The sequence below is a fragment of the uncultured Amphritea sp. genome (assembly GCF_937127095.1).
Classification (GTDB): domain Bacteria; phylum Pseudomonadota; class Gammaproteobacteria; order Pseudomonadales; family Balneatricaceae; genus Amphritea.
The window spans coordinates 1-21,198 of the sequence record NZ_CAKZLP010000046.1 but is presented as its reverse complement, the minus strand read 5'-3'; the positions used below and the strand labels follow the sequence as shown (position 1 = coordinate 21,198).

Genomic DNA, 21,198 nt, shown 5'->3' with positions numbered 1-21,198 from the left:
CACCGGAACGATACCTTGGCGTTAATGTGAATAAACCCGAGTGGTTGCATAGTTAAACTATGCTAATTACAATTTTTTAATGATCTAAACAGTTCTATAACGGAGTACAGTATGGCTTGGAATGAGCCTGGTGGTAACGGGAATAATCAGGATCCCTGGAACAGCGGCGGAGATCGTCGTGGTGGTGGCGGTAAAAAAGATCAGGGACCGCCTGATCTGGATGAAGCGCTGCAAAAATTGCAAGAAAAACTGAACGGTATATTTGGCGGCAAAGGCGGCAATAAAGGTAGCGGTGGTTCCGGCTCAGGTCCCTCTGCTGGCTCTTCCGCTGGATTATTGGCTGTTGTAGTGGTTGTTTTACTGGTGGGTTGGGCCGCGACTGGATTCTACACCGTGGATCAGCAGGAGCGTGGCGTGGTGCTGCGGCTGGGTAAATATCATGAAACGGTGATGCCGGGTCTGCAATGGAACCCGCCGATGATTGATGATGTTATGACTGCCAATGTGACCCGGGTAAACGCTTACGAGCACCGCTCTCTGATGTTGACAGAGGATGAGAATATCGTTGATGTGAGTATGACTGTGCAGTACGTCATCTCTGATCCGGTTCAATATGCTCTGAAGGTTCGTGACCCTAATCTGAGTCTGCAGCACGCTTCCGAATCGGCACTGCGTCATACAGTGGGTTCTTCTGAAATGGACTCTATTCTGACCGCGGGTCGTGAGGTTCTGGGTAACGATGTGAAATCGCGTCTGCAGGGCTATATGGATGGCTATCAGACGGGTTTGCGTATCACTCAGATCAACATTAAAGAAGCAAAAGCACCCTCACAGGTACAGGATGCATTTGATGACGTGATCAAGGCGCGTGAGGATGAGCAGCGCTCAATCAATCAGTCTGAATCCTATCGTAATGGTATCGTTCCTGAAGCACGGGGTAATGCTCAGCGGGTTAAGGAAGAAGCAAACGGTTATCGTGAGCGGGTTGTGGCTCAGGCGGAAGGTGATGCGAAACGTTTCACTGCGTTGCTGACCGAGTATAGCAAAGCGCCGGAAGTGACCCGTGAACGTCTCTATCTTGATGCGATGGAAACTGTGCTGGCGAACAATTCTAAAGTGCTGATCGATGTTGAAGGTGGCAATAATATGATGTATCTGCCGCTGGATAAGCTGGTTGAAAGCCGGCCGCGCACAGCAACTGGCAGTAATACCAGTCGTCTGAATAGCTCTGAGCTGCGGGATGTGACTAATCAGGTGATTGAGCAACTTCGTCAGCGTCAGCAAACTACTTCACGGGAGACACGCTAATGTCAGGTAAATCTATGGCGGGTGTGGTGATCGCGTTGTTGCTCATCGTGGTTGGCTTTAATACCCTGTATATCATCAAAGAGACGGATCGGGCAGTATTGCTGAAGTTCGGTGAGATTGTTAATCCGGATGTGCAGCCTGGCCTGCATATCCGCTGGCCGGTCATCAACACGCTACGTAAGTTTGATGGGCGGGTGCAAACGTTGGATGCTCAGCCTCAGTCCTATCTGACCGTTGAAAAGAAGCGTCTCATTGTTGATTCATTTATCAAATGGCGTATTACCGATCCACAGAAATACTACACCGCGACCTCCGGTGATGAGTACAAAGCGGCGGAGTTGTTGTTGCCGAACGTGGATGCCGGTTTACGTAATCAGTTTGGTGAGCGTACCTTGACTGAAGTTGTTTCTGGTGAGCGTGATGAGCTGATGCTTGAGCTGGTTGACTCATTAAGTATGCAGACTCAGGAAGAGCTGGGTATTGAGTTGATCGACATTCGTGTGAAGAAGATCGATCTGCCGCAGGAAGTATCAGCCTCTGTATATGAGCGGATGCGTACCGAGCGTGAGCGGGAAGCGCGTGAGCTACGTTCACGTGGTAAAGAGCTTGCAGAAGGTATTCAGGCTGATGCTGATCGTCAGAAAGCGGTTATTGAAGCCAATGCTTACCGTGATGCACAGCAGGTGCGTGGTGAAGGTGATGCTCTTGCTGCCAGTATCTATGCGCAGGCATACAATAACGATCCTGAGTTTTATTCCTTTTATCGCAGTCTGAACGCGTATAAAGAAGCGTTTAATCAGCAGGGTGATATTATGGTGCTCAAGCCTGACAGTGATTTCTTTCGCTATCTGGGTAATTCAAGTGGCAAGACGCCAGAATAAGCCAATTGTCGTATAAAAAATCCATGGAATAGGCTGCACTAAAGCGTCTGTTCCGTGGTAGAATTCTGCAACCGGGTTTTGACCCGGTTTTTTTATGTGACGGCTGTGCCGTTGTGTTGAGGTGGGTAATGCATTCTGAACTCTGGCACCCGTTACTGATCGGTTTCTGTCTGATGCTGGTGATGGAGGGTATTATGCCTTTTCTCTATCCGCAACGCTGGCGTAACCTGGTTCATCAGTTGGCGCTGGTGAGTAACCGGGGGCTACGCATAACCGGTTTTGTAAGTATGATGGCTGGCGTCATCCTGCTTTATATATTTAACTGATCCACTGTATTTCGGAGAGTTACATGTCGTTGGCAGAACGCTGGTTGTTACCAGACGGCGTCAAAGAGGTGCTGCCGCCTCAGGCACAAAAGGTAGAGGCGGCGCGTCGTCGTCTGCTGGATCTTTATGATACCTGGGGCTATGAGTTGGTCATGACCCCTCTGATCGAGCACCTTGACTCCCTGTTGGTGGGTGTAGGTCGCGATCTGGAACTGAATACCTTCAAAGTCACCGATCAGCTGACCGGCCGGATGCTTGGCATCCGTGCAGATATCACTCAGCAGGTGGCCCGCATTGACGCGAATCATCTGAGTAATCAGGGGCCGGTTCGCTTCTGTTACTGCAGCACCGTGCTGCACACTCTGCCAGCCAATCCGCTGGCGTCACGAAACCCACTGCAGGTGGGTGCTGAGCTGTTTGGTCACTCTGGTGTCGCCAGTGATGTTGAGATTGTCTCGCTGATGGTGGAAACCCTGAATGCGATGCAGGTAAACCAGGATCTGAGTCTTGATCTGGGCCATGTGGGTATCTACCGTGGTTTGATGGGTGAGGCTGCGCTTACCGATAATCAGGAAACTGAATATTTTGAGCTGTTGCAGCGTAAGGATATGCCTGAAATAGCCCGTTTCCTGGCGGCGTCAGATCTTCCTGAGTCAGTTAAAGCTCATCTGTCTGTGCTGCCGACCCTGCACGGTGGTCGTGAGGTATTGCAGAAAGCACGTAGCTGTTTTGCGGATGTTGAAATATCGATAATTGACGCGCTGGATTATCTGGATGCCCTTGCGGAGCAGATATCACGGCGTTACCCGCGGCTTGATCTGTATTTCGATCTGAGTGAACTGCGGGGCTATAACTATCACACCGGTATGGTATTCGCCGCTTATGTTCCGGCATTTGGGCAGGCGGTTGCCAAGGGTGGTCGTTATGATGAAGTGGGGCGCGATTTTGGTCGTGCCCGTCCGGCAACCGGATTCAGTGCTGATCTGAAAACTCTTGTAGAGTTATCAGCAGCACAGCAAAAACCTGTACGTAAAGTTGTGCGGGTTCCGGCGACTGAAGATTCTGCGGCTCTGGATGCTGTGGCTAAGCTGAGAGCTCAGGGGGAGCGTGTTGTACCGTTGCTGGATGATGCTGTGGTGGAAGATGCACAGCAGTTTACTCACCAGTTGGTGCAGCAGGATGGGACTTGGGTTCTCGAGAGCCTGTAACTTTTTTTGATTGATTAATCGCTAGAGACAACCAATGGGCAAAAACGTAGTTGTTTTAGGAACGCAGTGGGGCGACGAAGGTAAAGGTAAAATCGTCGACCTGTTAACAGATCAGGCTACTGCTGTGGCACGCTTTCAGGGCGGCCATAATGCAGGGCACACACTGGTAATTGATGGTGAGAAGACTGTTCTGCACCTGATTCCATCCGGTATTCTGCGTGATAATGTACTCTGTATGATCGGTAATGGCGTGGTGCTTTCACCAGAAGCGTTGCTGAAAGAGATCGATGAGCTGGAAGGACGTGGTGTGCCGGTACGTGAGAGATTGCGTCTGAGTCCTGCGTGTACCCTGATTCTGCCATACCACGTAGCACTTGATCAGGCGCGGGAATTAGCGCGTGGAGAAGCTAAAATCGGTACAACGGGTCGTGGTATTGGGCCTGCGTATGAAGACAAGGTTGCGCGCCGTGGTCTGCGTCTGGATGATCTGATGAATCCGGAGCGTTTTGCGGTGAAGTTGAAAGAGGTGATGGAATATCACAACTTTATGCTGCAGAACTACTACAACGTTGAGGCGGTTAGCTATGATGTGGTGCTGAAAGAAGCGCTGCAGATGGCGGAAATCATGCGTCCGATGGTGGCTGATGTTACCGCTCTGCTGCATGACTATCGCGTGCGTGGTGAAAATATCATGTTCGAGGGGGCTCAGGGCTCTCTGCTGGATATCGATCATGGTACTTATCCATACGTAACTTCTTCTAATACCACTGCTGGGGGTACCTCTACGGGGAGTGGTTTTGGTCCGTTGTATCTGGATTATGTGCTGGGTATTACCAAGGCTTATACAACGCGTGTGGGTTCAGGTCCTTTCCCGACTGAGCTGGGTTGCGCTGTCGGTGCACGACTGGCTGAACGGGGTCATGAGTTTGGTGCGACCACGGGTCGTGCCCGTCGTTGTGGCTGGTTTGATGCGGTTGCGTTAAAGCATGCGATTCAGGTTAACTCTGTTTCCGGTATCTGCCTGACCAAGCTGGATGTTCTGGATGGACTTGAGACCATCGAGATCTGTATTGGCTATAAGGATGCAGAGGGTAATGTTGTTACGTCTCTGAGCGGTAGTGAAGATTATGAAGCGGTAACCCCGGTTTATGAGTCGATGGCTGGCTGGAATGAGTCAACTCTGGGAGCTAAAACCCTGGAAGAGCTGCCAGCAGCGGCGATTGCTTACATTAAGCGTCTGGAAGAGCTGACAGGTGCGCCGATTGATATTATCTCTACCGGCCCGGATCGGGTTGAGACGATTGTGCTGCGTCATCCGTTTGATGTCTGATATCTGTGTTTAACAGCGGGCTGCAATAGCGCCTGAAAAAACCCGGCCAATTGTGCCGGGTTTTTTGTGTCTGCAGGAAAGTGTTACAGCTGTTATGCGAAAGATTTTTAGGTGTAAAAAAACCGGGCCATGCCCGGTTTTAGATGCATCGCAGCCAGATCTGGCTAGGTGCCGCTCATTAAGTAAGTGCTTAAGGCGCTTATTTAAGTGATTCTTTCAGTGCCGGGCGGATGTTTTGCAGCAGTGCTTTGAGAATTTTTGGGTTGCCTGCAACCAGATTGCCAGAGGAGAGGTAGTTGTTGTTGCCGGTAAAGTCGGACAGCAAGCCGCCTGCTTCCTGGATCATCAGTGTACCTGCTTCCATCTCCCATTGATTCAGGCCGAACTGGAAGAAACCGTCCAGCCTGCCTGCAGCGGTGTAGGCAAGATTCAGTGCGGGTGAGCCGCCACTGTAGATACTGCCGCTTTCCAGGCTAATGCTTTTAAAGATCTGCTGAAAGCTGTCCAGATGGGCTTTGTCGCTGCTGCGGCCAAAGAAGCCGCTGCCGATCAGTGAATTGTCCAGTAGCTTACGGTTGCTTACTCGCAGGCGTTTACCATTAAGTTGAGCGCCACGGCCGCGACTGGCGGTAAACTCTTCACCGGTAATCGGGTTAAGAATGATCGCGTGTTCAAGCTTGCCACGTTGATGGCAAGCGATGCTCAGGGCAAATACTGGCAGTGCGTTGGAAAAGTTTTGAATGCTGTCAATTGGGTTTACTGTCCAGATGACATCGCAAATCCGGTCTTCGGGTTTGTGTGTGCCGGTATATTCACAGTTGATCTGATGATCGGGATACGCCTTATGGATCGCGTTAACGATAGTGCGTTCAGCTTGTTTGCAAGTGTCTTCGAGATATTCGATCACACTTGATTGTTCAGATTTAATCAGATCGAGTCGTTCGACTGAACGGGTGATCTGTTCACCTGCGACGCGAGCCCCGCGAAGGGCGATATTAACCATCGGTTGCATCTGTAAATACCAGTAAGGGAAGCAAAACGGGCATTATACAAAACAGTTGCCATATAAAGAACAGTCCGGGATTAATAGTTGGCAAATATCTGATAAAATATGCCCCTTTTTTGAATGAGTGGGTCAAAGATGCTGGGAAATATCCGAATTGTACTGGTTAATACCACTCATCCGGGAAATATCGGTGGTGTGGCCCGGGCGATGAAGAACATGGGGTTGTCCGATCTTAGCCTGGTGAAACCGAAAAAGTTTCCCCATGCGGATGCGTTAGCCCGGGCATCCGGTGCGGGTGATCTGCTTGATCAGGCGCGGGTTGTTGAGACGCTTGATGAGGCGTTGGCTGATTGTCATCTGGTGGTGGGTACCAGTGCGCGCAGCCGTACGATACCCTGGCCGTTGGTTAATCCTCGGGAACTGGCGGCTATTGTCGCCCCTCTGCCTCAGGCTACCCGGGTTGCCATTGTGTTTGGTCGGGAAGATCGTGGGCTGACCAATGAAGAATTGCAGCGCTGTCATCAGCATGTTCATATCCCGGTGGATGAGCAGTTCAGTTCGTTAAATCTCGCCGCTGCTGTGCAGGTTATTACTTATGAGCTGCGTATGGCTAAAGAGTTTGATATATCTGCTGCGAAGCCCTGTTGGGGAACGGAGTGGGATGTTGAGCTGGCTGAAAGCCGTGAGCTGGAGTTGATGTTTGATCATCTTGAACAGACGCTGACGGAGATTGAGTTTCTTGACCCGCAGAAGCCGAGAAATCTGATGCCGAGGCTGCGACGACTGTTTTTACGGGCGGTTCCGGATAAAATTGAGGTGAATGTTCTGCGAGGTATGCTGTCTGCGATTCAGAAGCGTTGCCGGGATTAGTGTGTTGTGACGGGCTCTGTTTCAGCGTTTGATGAGAGATCTGAAGTAAGCTGACTAATAGTTGACTATTTTAGTTGGTTTAATAGTTGACCAAAAAAGTTGGGTATTGCATAATGCGACAAGCTTCGTTGAAGCACTTAGAATGACGGAGAGATTGGTAATGCGATTAACAACTAAAGGCCGCTATGCGGTAACAGCAATGCTCGATCTGGCGATACATGCCGGAAAAGGCCCGGTAAGTCTGGCAGATATTTCCGAGCGTCAGGGCATCTCCCTGTCCTATCTTGAACAGTTGTTTGCTAAGCTGCGCCGCAATGAGCTGGTGCGTAGTGTACGTGGTCCAGGTGGTGGTTACCAGCTTAACCGCGAGCAGCAGGATATTGATGTCGCTGAGGTGATTGATGCTGTCAATGAGTCAGTCGATGCAACTGGCTGTGGTCATACCGGCAGTTGTCATGACGGTAATGTGTGTCTGACACACCACTTGTGGTGCGATTTGAGTAGTCAGATCCATGATTTTTTAAGCCAGATATCCCTGGCTGATCTGATGCAAAGAAATGATGTTCGCAGTGTTGCTGAGCGTCAGGGGCGTGTTCACCTGGCCGCATTTGAAGATTCACGAATTTCCGCAAAAGTAACAGCCTGAGCTACGGTTCAGGATTTGGAGAAGTATAGACAATGAAATTACCAATCTACTTTGATTATTCTGCAACTACACCGGTTGATCCGCGGGTTGCTGACAAGATGATTGAATGTCTCACTATGGACGGTAATTTCGGCAACCCGGCATCTCGTTCACATGTGTATGGCTGGAAAGCCGAAGAGGTTGTTGAAACGGCACGCCGTCAGGTTGCTGATCTGCTGCATGCTGATCCGCGAGAGATCGTCTGGACTTCGGGCGCAACCGAATCAGATAACCTGGCAATTAAAGGTGTGGCGCATTTCTATCAGAAGAAAGGCAAGCACATTATCACCTCCAAAATTGAACATAAGGCGGTACTCGATACCTGTCGTCAGCTGGAGCGTGAAGGGTTTGAAGTGACCTATCTTGATCCGGATAAGGAAGGCATTATTCAGCCGGAAGCGATTGCGGCTGCGTTGCGTGAAGACACAATTCTGGTGTCTGTTATGCATGTGAATAACGAGATCGGCGTAATCAATGATATCAGTGCTATAGGCGAGATTACCCGTGCAAACGGTGTGTTGTTGCATGTTGATGCCGCTCAGAGTGCGGGCAAGGTTGATATTGATGTTGAGCAGATGAAGGTCGATTTGATCTCTCTCTCGGCACATAAGATGTATGGGCCAAAAGGTATGGGCGCGCTGTATGTGCGTCGTAAACCACGGGTTCGTCTGGAAGCGCAGATGCATGGTGGTGGTCATGAGCGTGGTATGCGTTCGGGTACCCTGGCGACGCATCAGATTGTCGGCATGGGCGAAGCGGCAGCTATTGCTAAAGCTGAAATGCATGAGGAAAAGGAACGGATTACCGCGCTGCGGAAACGTTTCTGGGATGGTCTTGCCGATATGGAAGAGATCTATCTGAACGGTTCTGAGCATCAGCGTTACATCGGCAATATGAATGTCAGTTTCAACTACGTTGAAGGTGAGTCTTTGCTGATGTCACTGAAAGATCTCGCAGTATCGTCAGGCTCTGCCTGTACATCTGCAAGTCTGGAGCCCTCTTATGTGTTGCGGGCGCTGGGTCTGAATGATGAGATGGCGCATAGTTCTATTCGCTTCTCAATCGGTCGGTTTACGACGGAAAAAGATATTGATGAAGCTGTTGTCGAGATTCGTACAGCGGTTGGCAAGCTCCGTGAACTTTCTCCTTTGTGGGATATGTATAAAGACGGTGTGGATTTAAGCAAAGTTGAATGGGTTCACCACTAATCTACATTCAGTGGAAACTGCTTTAGGAGGTCTTTATGGCTTATAGCGAACAGGTTATCGATCATTACGAAAATCCTCGTAATGTCGGCAAAATGAATGATCATGATGATAATATCGGTACGGGTATGGTCGGAGCACCCGCTTGTGGTGACGTAATGCGGCTGCAGATTAAGGTCAGTGAAGACGGTATCATTGAAGATGCCAAATTTAAGACCTATGGTTGCGGTTCTGCAATAGCTTCCAGTTCTCTGGTTACCGAATGGGTAAAAGGGATGACTCTGGATCAGGCGCAGGAGCTGAAAAATACTAAGATCGCAGAAGAGCTGGCATTGCCGCCGGTTAAGATTCACTGCTCTGTGTTAGCAGAGGATGCGATTAAAGCGGCGGTTGCCGACTACAAAGAAAAGCAGGCGAAAAAGCAATAACAGGGCTAAGGGCTCAACGGAGTAAACGGATTCATGGCAATTACAATGACACCGGCAGCGTCTGATCATGTCAGCAAGTATCTTAAGACCCGGGGGCATGGGTATGGTATCCGTCTGGGGGTTCGCACCTCAGGCTGTTCCGGTATGGCCTACGTGCTTGAGTTTGTTGATGATATTCAGGATGAAGATCAGGTATTTGAGTCCGACGGCGTGAGTGTTGTGATTGACCCTAAAAGTCTGCTTTATCTGGATGGAACTGAGCTCGACTTTGTTAAAGAAGGTCTGAATGAAGGGTTTAAGTTTAATAACCCTAATGTCAAAAACGAGTGTGGTTGCGGCGAAAGTTTCAACATTTAGACCTTTATTATTAGAGCGCTTGAATTCCAAGCGCTTTAATGCTTTTTTACCTCTCTTCACCTGCCGGTTAAATGATGGATATTACCCAGAACTATTTCGAATTTTTAGCTCTGCCGGTGACCTACCAGCTGGATCTGCAGGCGTTGGCTGAGCGCAGCCGGGAGTTACAAAAAACACTGCACCCGGATCGTTTTTCTCACCTTTCAGACCGGGAGCGCAGGCTCTCAGTTCAATACACTGCCTATCTGAATGAGGCAGTGTCGACGCTGAAAAACCCTCTCTCCCGTGCCCAGTATCTGCTGAAATTAGAAGGTATTGATACCTTCTCTGAAACCCAGGTGCAGCTTGATCCCATGTTCCTTATGCAACAGATGGAGTTGCGAGAGTCGCTGGAAGAGGTGGCTGGCTCATCTGATCCGGGGGCAGAGATTGAGGCGCTGCAGGTAACGGTTGACCGGGAGATGAAATCCTTGCGTGATGAGTTTGATAGTTATTACAAACAATCGACGCCTACAGCGCTCGAAGCTGCCGCAGTGAGTGTCAGAAAGATGCAGTTTATTGATAAGCTGGGCCGCGAAATTGAGGCTCTTGAAGATCAACTTTTCGACGAATAAATACATATGGCGTTATTGCAGATTGCAGAACCGGGACAAAGTCCTGAGCCCCACAAGCGAAAGCTGGCGGTTGGCATTGATTTAGGTACAACCAATTCGCTGGTTGCTGCTGTTCGCAGTGGCGAATCAACCACGCTGTCCGATGAGGGCGGTAGTCATCTATTGCCCTCTGTGGTGCGTTATACTGAGCAGGGTGTGGTTGTTGGTCAGGCTGCCCTGGCAAAGGCTTCCGTAGATCCGTTTAACACGATTATGTCGGTTAAGCGTTTGATGGGACGCGGTGTTGCCGATTTGAAGGGGTTGCAGGGTGAGGCGGTCTATCGTTTTGCTGAGCATGATGGTGGCATGCCATTTCTACAAACGGTAGCCGGAGATAAAAGCCCGGTTGAGATCTCTGCGGAGATTCTGAAAACCCTGAAATCCCGTGCCCGGGCGACACTTGAGGGGGAGCTTGAAGGCGCGGTGATAACGGTTCCTGCATATTTTGATGATGCCCAACGGCAGGCCACGAAAGATGCAGCGCAGTTGGCAGGTATCAAAGTGCTCCGGTTGCTGAACGAGCCGACCGCGGCGGCGGTGGCTTACGGTCTGGATAAAGCTGCGGAGGGGGTGATCGCGGTTTATGACCTGGGTGGTGGTACCTTCGATATCTCTATCTTGCGTCTGAATAAAGGCGTCTTTGAAGTGTTGGCGACCGGCGGGGATAGTGCTCTGGGCGGTGATGATTTCGACCTGGCATTAGCGCAATGGTTTCTTGAGCAACTGGGCGGTAAAGAGGTGGTTGCGGGTGAATCCCGTTATCTCACCGAGAAAGCCCGCTGGGTGAAAGAGCGACTGACCGATAACCCTAGCGTTACTGTGGATCTGGATCACGCTGGACAGAAAATTACATTGGAGGTATCCCGGGAACTATTTGATAGCCTGACAGAACCTCTGGTGAGCAAGACGACTCGTGCTTGCCGTCGCGCATTGAAAGATGCGGGTGTGAGTATTGAAGAGGTTCAGGATGTAGTCATGGTTGGCGGTAGTACCCGGATGCCGGTTGTGCGCAGTCGCGTTGAGACGTTTTTTTCGCGGGCACCGCGAATCGATATCGACCCGGACCGTGTCGTTGCGGTGGGTGCCGCCATACAGGCTGATGTGCTGGCTGGGAATAAGCCTGATAGTGAGATGCTGTTGCTGGATGTGCTGCCGCTATCTCTCGGGCTTGAAACGATGGGCGGGCTGGCAGAGAAGGTTATCCATCGTAATACATCGATTCCGGTTGCCCGGGCGCAGGAGTTTACCACTTATCAGGATGGCCAGACGGCGATGATGATTCATGTGGTGCAGGGGGAGCGGGAGCTGGTTGATGATTGTCGCTCTCTGGCTCAGTTTGTTCTGCGGGGTATCCCGCCGATGACAGCAGGTGCAGCTAAAATCCGAGTGGCCTTTCAGGTGGATGCGGATGGCCTGTTGGGCGTATCAGCGAAAGAGTTATCCACTGGTATCGAGAGTGAAATTCAGGTTAAGCCTTCCTATGGCCTGGATGATAATGAGATAGCGGAGATGTTGAAGGCGTCTTATAGCTTTGCTGAAGATGATATGGCGCTGCGTAATCTGCGTGAACACCAGGTTGAGGCAGATCGCTTATTGTTGTCTTTGGAACAGGCGATACAGGCAGATGGTGATGTTTTGCTAACCCCGGAAGAGGTTGAGCATCTGCGCGAACAGATGGCTATTCTGCAGCAGCTGCGAAATGGCTCGAACAGTTCTGATATTGAGCAGGGTGTGAAGGTGTTGTCTCAGGTGAGTGACTTTTTTGCCGCCCGGCGAATGGATCAGAGTATTCGAAATGCGCTTAAAGGGCACAGTATTAACGAAATTGAGGGAGGTTCCTGATGCCACAGATTATTTTTCTGCCCCATGATGAGCTATGCCCTGAGGGTAAAGTGATTGAGGCTGAAGCGGGCGAGACTGTCTGTGATGCCGCTCTACGGGAAGGTATTGAGATTGAGCATGCGTGCGAGAAGTCCTGTGCCTGCACTACTTGTCATGTGGTTGTGCGTGAGGGCTTCAATTCATTAGAGGAATCTGATGAGTTGGAAGATGACATGCTGGATAAAGCCTGGGGGCTGGAGCCTGAGTCCCGTTTGAGTTGTCAGGCGGTCGTCGGTGATGCTGATCTGGTGGTTGAGATCCCAAGGTATACCATTAATCAGGTTTCTGAGCGGCATTGAGGTCTGAATAAAATGCCTGATAGTCAGGCAGAACCGGAGGCGGTTATGAAGTGGGTAGATGTTTACGATATCGCGATAGAGCTGGATGAGAAGTATCCCGATACTGATCCGCTGACAGTGAGTTTTCCAAATCTGTACGAGTGGGTGATGGAACTGGATGGTTTTGATGACGATCCTGATCGATGCGGCGAGAAAGTGTTGGAAGGGATCCAGATGGCCTGGATTGAAGAACGTCAGTAGATGATATTGAAAAAGCCCGCAAATGCGGGCTTTTTCGTGGTGGCAGGCGCTGTTCAGTCAGGATCGCTTAGCGTATAATTGCGCGTTTCATTTTTCTGGCAAATCTGCGACTTTAGTCGGCAGGTTGCAAACAGCACTGAACTTTTATACAGAGGATTAATAGCACATGGCTATCGAACGTACTTTTTCTATCATCAAGCCTGATGCAGTTGCAAAAAACGTTATTGGTAAAATCGTTTCTCGTTTTGAGTCTAACGGTCTGAAAATCGTTGAGATGCAACTGAAGCAGCTGACTCGCGAAGACGCTGAAGGTTTCTACGCTGAGCATAAAGAGCGTCCGTTCTTCGGTGATCTGGTTGAGTTCATGACCTCAGGTCCAGTTGTTGTTCAGGTGCTTGAAGGTGAAAACGCTGTCGCACTGAACCGTGAACTGATGGGTGCTACTAACCCACAGGAAGCGGCTGAAGGCACTATCCGTCGCGATTTCGCTCAGTCTATCGATGCGAATGCTGTACACGGTTCTGATTCTGCAGCGTCTGCAGAACGTGAGATCGCTTACTTCTTCGGTAAGTAATCCCAGCGGGTCGCTGACCGGCGACCCGTCATTTCATGAAAGTTGAGACCCATATGACCGAATCCACACCTAAAATTAACCTGCTCGGATTCTCGCCAAAAAAATTGGAAGAGTATTTTGTGAGCATCGGCGAGAAACCTTTTCGTTCGACTCAGGTGCTGAAATGGATTCATCAATTTGGCGCCAGCAGCTTTGATGAAATGACTAACATCAGCAAATCGCTGAGGCAGAAACTGAGTGAGGTTTCTGAAATCCGCGAGCCTGAAGTGCTGGTGCAGAATATTTCTAAAGATGGTACCCGTAAATGGGTGATCCGTCTGGATGGCGGCTCTGCAGTAGAAGCGGTGCTGATTCCTGAAAATGGTCGTGCCACGCTGTGTATTTCATCACAGATCGGCTGTTCACTGGATTGTAGCTTCTGCTCAACCGGTAAACAGGGCTTTAACCGCAACCTGAGCGCTGCAGAAATTATCGGGCAGGTACGAGTTGCGATCCGCTCATTTGGTCCGTTTGACCCCTCCGGTGATCGTCGGGTGACCAATGTGGTGTTGATGGGGATGGGTGAACCGCTGATGAACTTCGACAACGTCGTCGATGCGATTCACCTGATGATGGATGATAATGCTTACGGTTTGTCGAAGCGCCGTGTTACTTTGAGTACCGCGGGTGTGGTTCCTCAGATCGATAAGCTGAGTCAGGTGACCGACGTATCGCTGGCGATCTCTTTGCATGCGCCAACCGATGAGTTGCGTGACCAGCTGGTGCCGATTAATAAGCGCTATCCGATTGCCGAGTTGGTTGATGCCTGCAATCGTTATATGGCAAGTTTGAAGGATAAGCGGGTTATCACCGTTGAATATACCCTGATAGCCGGTGTAAATGACCATCCAAGTCAAGCAAAACAGTTAGTTAAGTTGTTAAAGCGTTTACCCTGCAAGCTAAACCTAATACCATTTAACCCGTTTCCAAATTCAGACTATCGACGTCCATCTGAAGATGCGATCCAGGCGTTTAAGATGGTGATGGTTAAAGCTGGGGTTGTAACGACTGTTCGCCGAACACGGGGCGATGATGTTGATGCGGCCTGCGGGCAGTTGGTTGGGCAGGTAATGGATCGTACCCGTCGCAGCGAAAAGTATATCCCGCTAAAAGATGCGAGCGGAGTGCAGCAGGAACCGCCCCGTTAATTCAGACATGTGACACTAATCTCGCCAGGAGTGAATACGATTGAAAGGTTATCTGATATTACTGATTAGTCTATTGATAACTGGATGTGCGGGACAGCAAGTCTCGACAGCCGAGAAGGATGTTCCACAGGCCGTGCAGGCTTACAACTCGTTAGGTATGCAGTATCTGCGGCGGGGCGATACCGGTAACGCTAAACTGGCATTTCAGCGTTCTATTGAGATTGATGCTGACTCTGCCCAGGCTTACAACGGTCTGGCGATGGTGTTTCAGCTGGAAGAAGACGTGTCACTGGCCGAAAGCTACTTTAAAAAAGCCATTAAAGTGTCACCTGGCAGTGCCATGATGCATAACAACTACGGCGCCTTCCTTTTTAGTATTAAACGTTACCCTGAGGCCTGCAAAGAGTTGGCCCGGGCCACAGAAGACCCCTTCTATAATCAGCGCAGTCAGGCTTTCGAAAATCTTGGTCGATGCTATCTGCTGATTGATCGGCTGGATGCCGCTGAGCATGCTTTTAAGCGCAGCCTGACGTTAAGCCCTAAAAGACCGATGGCAATTTTACAGCTGTCGGATGTGATGATGCAAAAGGGTAATCAGGAGGAAGCGGTTAACTTATTTGATCAGTTCAGTGCGATGGTGGATGCAAAACAGGTTCAACATAGTGCACAGAGTCTGTGGCTTGGGGTACAGATATCCCGGCTGAAGAATAGCGGCATTGATGCTGCGACCTATGGTCTGATCCTGAAAAATATGTTTCCGGATTCAGAAGAGTATCAGCAGTATAAGGAGTCTACTCCGTGAGTAATGAGCAGTTGCTGAATCAAGATGGTGAAGGGCTCGAAACAGATTTTCCAGCAGGGGAACTTGCGGTCGCCAGGGAACTGCAGGGGCTAACTAAGAATGATGTTGCCCGTGAGTTAAGACTTTCTGAAAAATATATAGATTCACTTGAGCGTGGCGCATTTAATGAGCTGCCAAGTATGGTATTTGCCCGAGGCTATGTTCAGTCCTATACCAAACTGCTAAAACTCGACTCTGTGCACTATCTGGGATTGTTCGACCGGCTTTACGGCCGCACTGGTGCCGGGGCTGCGCCTCAGTTTCGTACCGCTCCGGGGGTGCAGTCGACGGCTAAACTGGGTGATCCGGTTATCAAGTGGTCTGCCTGGATTTTTGTGTTGGTGATTATTGCCGCGACTGTCTGGTGGTGGAAAATTCAGCAGGGTGTTGATCAGCCGGTATCTCAGTTGCCAGTATCACAATCCGTGGAAGTTGAATCGGTTGATGGTAGTACGTTGATTATTCCTTCTGGTGTAACTGAGGTGCCTGAAGGGCCTGGTTTTACGCCGTCAGACACTGATCCTGCGATGCCTGAGGTTGTCGCTGAAAGTGAGGACGCCTCTGCTGCTGATACAACCGCCGATTCCTCTGCAGCGATCGCTGCAGAGGAGGGTGGTGATACTTCAGACGCGCTGATTGTCGGCGATCAGGTTATAGAAGAGTCTGATCAGCAACCCCTTGGCGAGAATGATGCTTCACTGCGGATTACCTTTATCGACGAATGCTGGGTAAGTGTTGAAGATCATGCTGGCAAGGTGCTGGCGATGCGGGTTAAGCCCGCTGGAAGTGAGTTGAGTGTCGTCGGGGAAACGCCGATTAAACTACTGCTCGGCAGAGCAGAGGCGGTGGGCGAAGTGTTTTTTAATGGTTCTCCGATAGAGTTTAATCGCGACAGTCGTTCAGGCGTGGTGCGCCTGACCCTGCCGCTATAGTTAATAAAGTAGTAACAGATCAGGTAATAAACATTGGCCAAGATTAACGCTATCCGCGGAATGAATGACATCCTGCCAGACCAGACGCCGGTCTGGCATTTTCTTGAGAATAGTGTGAAGTCAGTACTCAGTGCTTACGGGTATTCAGAGATCCGCATGCCGATTGTAGAGCAGACGGATCTCTTTAAACGCTCTATCGGCGAAGTGACTGATATCGTTGAGAAAGAGATGTACACCTTTGAGGATCGCAACGGCGAGAGTCTGACATTGCGTCCTGAAGGCACCGCCAGCTGTGTGCGCGCCGGCGAAGAACATGGCTTGCTGTTCAATCAGGCCCAGCGGCTTTGGTATCAGGGGCCGATGTTTCGCTATGAAAAACCCCAGAAAGGGCGGTATCGCCAGTTTCATCAAATAGGTGTAGAGACCTTTGGCATGGCTAGCGCGGATATTGATGCTGAAGTGATAATGCTCAGTGCGCGGCTTTGGAAGCAGTTAGGCATCCTTGATGCCGTTACTCTGCAACTTAACTCCCTGGGCAGTAATGAAGCCCGGGCGGAATATAAAGAGGCGCTGGTAGCTTATCTGTCGGCCCGTAAAGATCAACTGGATGAAGATAGTCAGCGGCGTCTGAGTAGTAATCCGCTACGGATTCTTGACAGTAAAGATCCGCAAACCCAGTCTTTACTGGATGACGCACCTTCACTAAGTGATTATCTGGATACTGAGTCCCGTGAGCATTTTGCTGAGCTGTGTGAAATGCTTGATCAGGCTGGTATTGCCTATGAACTGAATCCGCGACTGGTGCGCGGACTGGATTACTACTGTAAGACTGTTTTCGAATGGGTCACTGATAAGCTTGGTGCGCAGGGTACTGTGTGCGCTGGCGGTCGCTATGATGGTCTGGTAAAACAGCTGGGAGGGCGACCTACCCCGGCAGTGGGCTTTGCCATGGGGGTTGAACGTCTGATTTTGTTGCTGGAAACATTGGCGGTTATTCCGGATGCTGTTAAGCAGCCGTTTGATCTCTATCTTGCTGCAGAGCATAAAGGTTTGCAGCAGCCCCTGATAGTGCTGGCAGAACAGTTGCGAGATGAGATGCCGGGATTAAGAGTCCGGGTGCATTGCAGTGGTCTGAAAAATATCAGCAGTAAAGCCCGTCAAACCGGTGCGCCCTGGGTGGTGCTGGTTCGTGAAGAAAACGAGTCGCTGATTGCCAACCTGTGGTATAACTCTGAACCAACCTATGACGTTCAGGTCAACAACCTGAGCGGCTTGCTGCAACAACAGCAACAGGCATAATAAATAAATTGAGAAGGCGATTAGGAGCAAGCTGTGTCGGATATGCGCACTGAAGAAGAGCAGGTTGAAGCGTTAAAGAACTGGTGGAAAGAGAACGGTAAGTCTTTACTTTTGACTATCGCTTTAGCTCTGGCGGTTGTCTTCGGCTGGAAGGGCTGGCAGAACAACCAGCGTATCACTGCTGAAAATGCTGCAGTGATGTATCAGAATCTGGTTCAGGCGGTAGCGCTGGCAAGTGCCCCGCAAGCGACTGATGATCAGCGGACGACTGCGTCACACCTTGCTAAGACCCTCAAAGATGAATATGGCAGTACTGCGTATGCTCATTTCGGTGCCCTGTTCAGCGCCCGACTGCTTGTTGATGCCAATGACTATCCGGCAGCTTTGAATGAGTTGGATTGGGTGCTGGCCGAATCGCAGGACAGTGTTATGAAAACGATTGCCTCGATGCGTAAAGCACGAGTTATGGCTGCGATGGGTGATGCTGATAAGGCTGTAGCACTGCTGGACGGACTGAAAGAGCCTAGCTTCAGTGTCAGCGTTGCTGAGCTGAAAGGTGATCTCTATCTGCAGATGGGTGAGACTGACAAAGCGCGTTCTGCCTATCAGTCAGCAGTAGGAGATGCTCCTCAGGGGGGGCGTCCGCTCCTTAACCTGAAGCTTGACAGCCTGGCCGTTAAAGGAAGTTAACAGATGAAACAGCTATGCAGAGTGTTACTGCTTGCTATTAGTGCGCTGACAATCAGTGCATGCGGCTGGTGGGGTGGAGAGGTTGAGATTGAACCGGCAGAGCTGGTTGATTTTCAAACCGAGAAAGAGGTCAAGGTTCTTTGGAGTCGTTCCGTAGGGGCTGGTTTGGGTGACACGTTTAATAAGCTGAGCCTGGCTGTTAACGCAGATGTTATCTATGCTCTGGATGTTAAAGGTAAGGTTTTTGCGTACGACAGAATGGATGGCAAGGTTATCTGGGAAGCTGACCTGGACGCACCTCTCTTAGGTGGTGTCGGTGTTGGGCCAAACCATGTTGCGGTGACCACTGAGCAGGGTGAGGTTGTTATGCTCAGCGCTACCGATGGTGTTGAAATGTGGCGTCAGCAGCTCAGTAGTGAAACACTTAGCCCGGTGCAGATGAATAGCGAGATGGCGGTTGCGCAGCTGCAGAATGGCAAGCTGGTCGCCATGGATATTAGTACCGGTAAGCGTCTCTGGAGTTATGATAGTCAGATTCCGAGACTCACCTTGCGGGGTACAAGTTCACCTATCGTTGCTTCTAACGTAACCATTGCCGGTTTTGCAAACGGGAAGCTGGTCGCGGTACGTAATGATAACGGAGCTGAGTTATGGGAGCGACAGATTACGGTTCCGGAAGGTAAGACTGAGCTGGAGCGCCTGATCGATATTGATGCTCGTCCACTGTATATTGATGGTGTTATCTATATCGTTAGCTATCAGGGAAAACTGGTTGCGGTGAGTGCGCAGGATGCCCAGATTTTATGGTCACAGAATGCCTCGAGCTATCAGAGTCTGACGGCCGGATTTGGTAATGTTTATGTGAGTCAGGCTGATGGCTATATAGAAGCGTTTGATCAGCGTAGCAGTGCCAGTGTATGGCGGCAGACGGCTCTTGAAAATCGTCAAACCACCGCACCTGTCGCGCTGGGTACTACGGTTGTCGTCGGTGATTTTGATGGTTATTTGCACTTCATGTCTCAGGTTGATGGGCATTTTGTCGCTCGCTATCAGATCGATAGTGACGGCGTGCGTGGTGATATGGTCGTTGTTGATGACGTATTGTATGTGTTAGGTAATGGTGGGCGTCTGGCTGCGCTACAGCTGAACTAATCACTACATCGGTATTCAGGCGGCTATCTGTTATTTCAGTTAGCCGCCATTTTGCTTTATATGATAACGTTTTTTAAAAGTTGGTAATAAAAATATGCTTCCGGTAATTGCACTCGTCGGCCGTCCAAATGTGGGTAAATCGACACTGTTTAACAGGCTGACAAAAAGTCGCGATGCGCTTGTTGCTGACTATTCGGGTCTGACACGTGACCGGAAGTATGGTGAAGGTCGTCTGGGCGAGCGGGACTACATTGTTGTCGACACCGGTGGCATTTCAGGTGATGAAGCAGGCATAGACTACAAAATGGCTGAGCAGTCACTGTTGGCGATTGAAGAGGCTGATATTGTACTGTTTCTTGTAGATGCCCGTGCCGGTGTTAACCCTGCCGATGAAATGATTGCGGATCATCTGCGTCGCTCGGAGAAAGAAAGCTATCTCATTGTCAACAAGACTGATGGTCTTGATCCTGATGTCGCGACCGCAGACTTCTTCGGTTTGGGGCTCTCAGAACCGTTACCTATCGCAGCATCTCATGGTCGTGGTGTGACCCAGTTAATCGAGTATGTGTTGGCCGAACTTCCGCTTCGTGAAGAGTCCGAAGAGGATGAAGAGCGTCAGCGTCAAAAGAAAATCGCCATTATTGGACGCCCTAATGTCGGTAAGTCTACTCTGGTAAATCGAATTCTTGGCGAAGATCGTGTGGTCGTTTTCGATCAGGCGGGTACCACCCGGGACAGTGTCTATATCCCTTTCGAGCGAGATGGTGAACCCTATACGCTGATCGATACGGCGGGTATCCGTCGCCGTAAGAATGTCACTGAAGCGGTGGAAAAATTTTCCATCATCAAGACCCTGCGCGCGATTAATGATGCGAATGTTGTGGTGTTGGTCATCGATGCCCGGGAAGGCGTTTCTGATCAGGATCTGCATCTGTTGGGTTATGTTCTGGATTCAGGTCGCTCACTTGTTATCGCTATAAACAAGTGGGATGGAATGTCCGGGGACGAAAAAGAGGTAGTGCGTGAACAGTTACGCCGCCGCCTGGAGTTTGTTTCCTTTGCTCGTATGCATTTCATCTCTGCGTTGCATGGCAGCGGAGTAGGCAACTTGTTTGCCTCTGTTGATGAAGCTTATGGCTTTGCTATGACCAAGTGGGCGACCAACAAGCTAACCCGTCTGTTGGAAGATATCGTTGCTGATCACCAGCCACCGATGGTTAATGGTAATCGCATAAAGTTGCGTTATGCGCACCAGGGCGGATCAAACCCGCCTATCATCGTGATTCACGGAAATCAAACAGCCGCAATACCTGGTTCATATAAACGCTATCTGGAAAATAAATTCGCCAAAGTCCTCGGCATAAAGGGAACCCCGCTGCGTTTCGAATTCAAGAGTAGTGAAAACCCGTTCAAAGATAAAAAGAATGAACTCACTAAGCGTCAGGTGATGAAAAAGGTTCGCCAGAAACTGCACAACGACAAGCAAAAGAAAAAAGGCAAAAAAAGATAATAAAGCAGACGCTTCGCTCGCTAGTGGCGAGAACGGAAACTCCGTTTCCTCGCTAGAACAAGCAAAACATAAAAACCGCCGCGAGGCGGTTTTTATGTTTAAGGTTTAAGAGATTTTTATTCTACGGACTCGCGTACGAAGTGGGTTTTCACAACACTGATAAAGAAGGCTCTGCTAACCACTAGCAAGCGAAGCGTCTAGCAGCGGCGCAGCCGCGTTCTAGCCACTCGCCGTTAAAAACTTCGATGTTTTTCACAATTTCTTAACTTTTTCGTGCTCCCCCTGTTGACTCCTCTGCCCCAGAATGTAGAATGCGCTCCTCGCTTGAGACAGCCA

At 50.0% G+C, this 21,198-nt stretch carries 23 protein-coding genes; 22 read left to right on the top strand and 1 reads right to left on the bottom strand.

The window, feature by feature from the left end:
• The first annotated feature begins 111 nt into the window (after nucleotides 1-111).
• From hflK to Q0499_RS10355, 5 genes are all read left to right on the top strand, one after another.
• Nucleotides 112-1,308, top strand: a complete 1,197-nt coding sequence (gene hflK, locus Q0499_RS10375) for an FtsH protease activity modulator HflK (protein ID WP_299199018.1) — start codon at nucleotides 112-114, stop codon at nucleotides 1,306-1,308.
• Nucleotides 1,308-2,189, top strand: a complete 882-nt coding sequence (hflC, locus tag Q0499_RS10370; protein WP_299199016.1) for a protease modulator HflC — start codon at nucleotides 1,308-1,310, stop codon at nucleotides 2,187-2,189. The genes hflK and hflC overlap by 1 nt, the downstream gene beginning before the upstream one ends.
• A 128-nt stretch (nucleotides 2,190-2,317) precedes the next feature.
• Complete coding sequence (locus Q0499_RS10365) at nucleotides 2,318-2,515, top strand: DUF2065 domain-containing protein (protein WP_299199014.1); 198 nt, start codon at nucleotides 2,318-2,320, stop codon at nucleotides 2,513-2,515.
• A 23-nt stretch (nucleotides 2,516-2,538) separates the two neighbouring features.
• Nucleotides 2,539-3,723 carry an ATP phosphoribosyltransferase regulatory subunit gene (locus tag Q0499_RS10360; RefSeq protein ID WP_299199012.1) on the top strand — a complete coding sequence of 395 codons (1,185 nt, stop codon included), beginning with the start codon at nucleotides 2,539-2,541 and terminating at the stop codon, nucleotides 3,721-3,723.
• 34 nt (nucleotides 3,724-3,757) lie between these two features.
• Nucleotides 3,758-5,053, top strand: a complete 1,296-nt coding sequence (locus tag Q0499_RS10355) for an adenylosuccinate synthase (RefSeq protein WP_299199010.1) — start codon at nucleotides 3,758-3,760, stop codon at nucleotides 5,051-5,053.
• A gap of 199 nt (nucleotides 5,054-5,252) precedes the next feature.
• Here Q0499_RS10355 and Q0499_RS10350 read toward each other — a convergent pair whose 3' ends face one another.
• On the bottom strand, nucleotides 5,253-6,065 hold the full coding sequence (locus Q0499_RS10350) for an inositol monophosphatase family protein (RefSeq protein ID WP_299199008.1): 813 nt from the start codon (nucleotides 6,063-6,065) through the stop codon (nucleotides 5,253-5,255).
• Between the two features lie 129 nt (nucleotides 6,066-6,194).
• On the opposite strand from Q0499_RS10350, the gene trmJ reads away from it, so the two are divergent.
• The 17 genes from trmJ to der all read left to right on the top strand — a co-directional run bounded on the left by trmJ (nucleotide 6,195) and on the right by der (nucleotide 20,862).
• Entirely contained in the window at nucleotides 6,195-6,929 is a 735-nt protein-coding gene (gene trmJ, locus Q0499_RS10345) for a tRNA (cytosine(32)/uridine(32)-2'-O)-methyltransferase TrmJ (RefSeq protein ID WP_299199006.1), read from the top strand.
• 160 nt (nucleotides 6,930-7,089) lie between these two features.
• On the top strand, nucleotides 7,090-7,575 hold the full coding sequence (iscR, locus tag Q0499_RS10340; protein WP_299199003.1) for a Fe-S cluster assembly transcriptional regulator IscR: 486 nt from the start codon (nucleotides 7,090-7,092) through the stop codon (nucleotides 7,573-7,575).
• 32 nt (nucleotides 7,576-7,607) lie between these two features.
• On the top strand, nucleotides 7,608-8,822 hold the full coding sequence (locus tag Q0499_RS10335) for an IscS subfamily cysteine desulfurase (protein ID WP_299199001.1): 1,215 nt from the start codon (nucleotides 7,608-7,610) through the stop codon (nucleotides 8,820-8,822).
• Between the two features lie 35 nt (nucleotides 8,823-8,857).
• A complete protein-coding gene (gene iscU / locus Q0499_RS10330; RefSeq protein ID WP_299198999.1) occupies nucleotides 8,858-9,247 on the top strand; it encodes a Fe-S cluster assembly scaffold IscU in 390 nt (129 codons plus the stop codon).
• A 33-nt stretch (nucleotides 9,248-9,280) separates the two neighbouring features.
• Nucleotides 9,281-9,604 carry an iron-sulfur cluster assembly protein IscA gene (gene iscA, locus Q0499_RS10325; protein WP_299198997.1) on the top strand — a complete coding sequence of 108 codons (324 nt, stop codon included), beginning with the start codon at nucleotides 9,281-9,283 and terminating at the stop codon, nucleotides 9,602-9,604.
• A 74-nt stretch (nucleotides 9,605-9,678) separates the two neighbouring features.
• Nucleotides 9,679-10,218 (top strand): Fe-S protein assembly co-chaperone HscB, encoded by a 540-nt coding sequence (gene hscB / locus Q0499_RS10320; protein WP_299198995.1) that lies wholly within the window; start codon nucleotides 9,679-9,681, stop codon nucleotides 10,216-10,218.
• Between the two features lie 6 nt (nucleotides 10,219-10,224).
• On the top strand, nucleotides 10,225-12,099 hold the full coding sequence (hscA, locus tag Q0499_RS10315) for a Fe-S protein assembly chaperone HscA (protein WP_299198993.1): 1,875 nt from the start codon (nucleotides 10,225-10,227) through the stop codon (nucleotides 12,097-12,099).
• On the top strand, nucleotides 12,099-12,437 hold the full coding sequence (gene fdx, locus Q0499_RS10310; protein ID WP_299198991.1) for an ISC system 2Fe-2S type ferredoxin: 339 nt from the start codon (nucleotides 12,099-12,101) through the stop codon (nucleotides 12,435-12,437). Before hscA ends, fdx begins: the two co-directional genes overlap by 1 nt.
• Before the next feature lie 45 nt (nucleotides 12,438-12,482).
• Nucleotides 12,483-12,677 (top strand): Fe-S cluster assembly protein IscX, encoded by a 195-nt coding sequence (gene iscX / locus Q0499_RS10305; protein ID WP_299198989.1) that lies wholly within the window; start codon nucleotides 12,483-12,485, stop codon nucleotides 12,675-12,677.
• Between the two features lie 166 nt (nucleotides 12,678-12,843).
• A complete protein-coding gene (ndk, locus tag Q0499_RS10300) occupies nucleotides 12,844-13,251 on the top strand; it encodes a nucleoside-diphosphate kinase (RefSeq protein WP_299198987.1) in 408 nt (135 codons plus the stop codon).
• A 53-nt stretch (nucleotides 13,252-13,304) separates the two neighbouring features.
• Nucleotides 13,305-14,438 carry a 23S rRNA (adenine(2503)-C(2))-methyltransferase RlmN gene (rlmN, locus tag Q0499_RS10295; RefSeq protein ID WP_299199025.1) on the top strand — a complete coding sequence of 378 codons (1,134 nt, stop codon included), beginning with the start codon at nucleotides 13,305-13,307 and terminating at the stop codon, nucleotides 14,436-14,438.
• Nucleotides 14,439-14,478: 40 nt separating this feature from the next.
• Nucleotides 14,479-15,240, top strand: a complete 762-nt coding sequence (gene pilW, locus Q0499_RS10290; RefSeq protein ID WP_299198985.1) for a type IV pilus biogenesis/stability protein PilW — start codon at nucleotides 14,479-14,481, stop codon at nucleotides 15,238-15,240.
• The gene (locus tag Q0499_RS10285; RefSeq protein ID WP_299198983.1) at nucleotides 15,237-16,211 is read left to right on the top strand and encodes a RodZ domain-containing protein; all 975 of its coding nucleotides are present in this window, start codon (nucleotides 15,237-15,239) and stop codon (nucleotides 16,209-16,211) included. Before pilW ends, Q0499_RS10285 begins: the two co-directional genes overlap by 4 nt.
• 60 nt (nucleotides 16,212-16,271) lie before the next feature.
• Entirely contained in the window at nucleotides 16,272-17,510 is a 1,239-nt protein-coding gene (gene hisS, locus Q0499_RS10280; RefSeq protein WP_299199023.1) for a histidine--tRNA ligase, read from the top strand.
• 42 nt (nucleotides 17,511-17,552) lie between these two features.
• Nucleotides 17,553-18,200: a tetratricopeptide repeat protein gene (locus Q0499_RS10275; protein WP_299199021.1), complete on the top strand. Its 648-nt coding sequence runs from the start codon at nucleotides 17,553-17,555 to the stop codon at nucleotides 18,198-18,200.
• 3 nt (nucleotides 18,201-18,203) lie between these two features.
• Entirely contained in the window at nucleotides 18,204-19,352 is a 1,149-nt protein-coding gene (gene bamB / locus Q0499_RS10270; protein ID WP_299198981.1) for an outer membrane protein assembly factor BamB, read from the top strand.
• 94 nt (nucleotides 19,353-19,446) lie between these two features.
• Nucleotides 19,447-20,862, top strand: a complete 1,416-nt coding sequence (der, locus tag Q0499_RS10265) for a ribosome biogenesis GTPase Der (RefSeq protein WP_299198979.1) — start codon at nucleotides 19,447-19,449, stop codon at nucleotides 20,860-20,862.
• Nucleotides 20,863-21,198 lie beyond the last annotated feature (336 nt).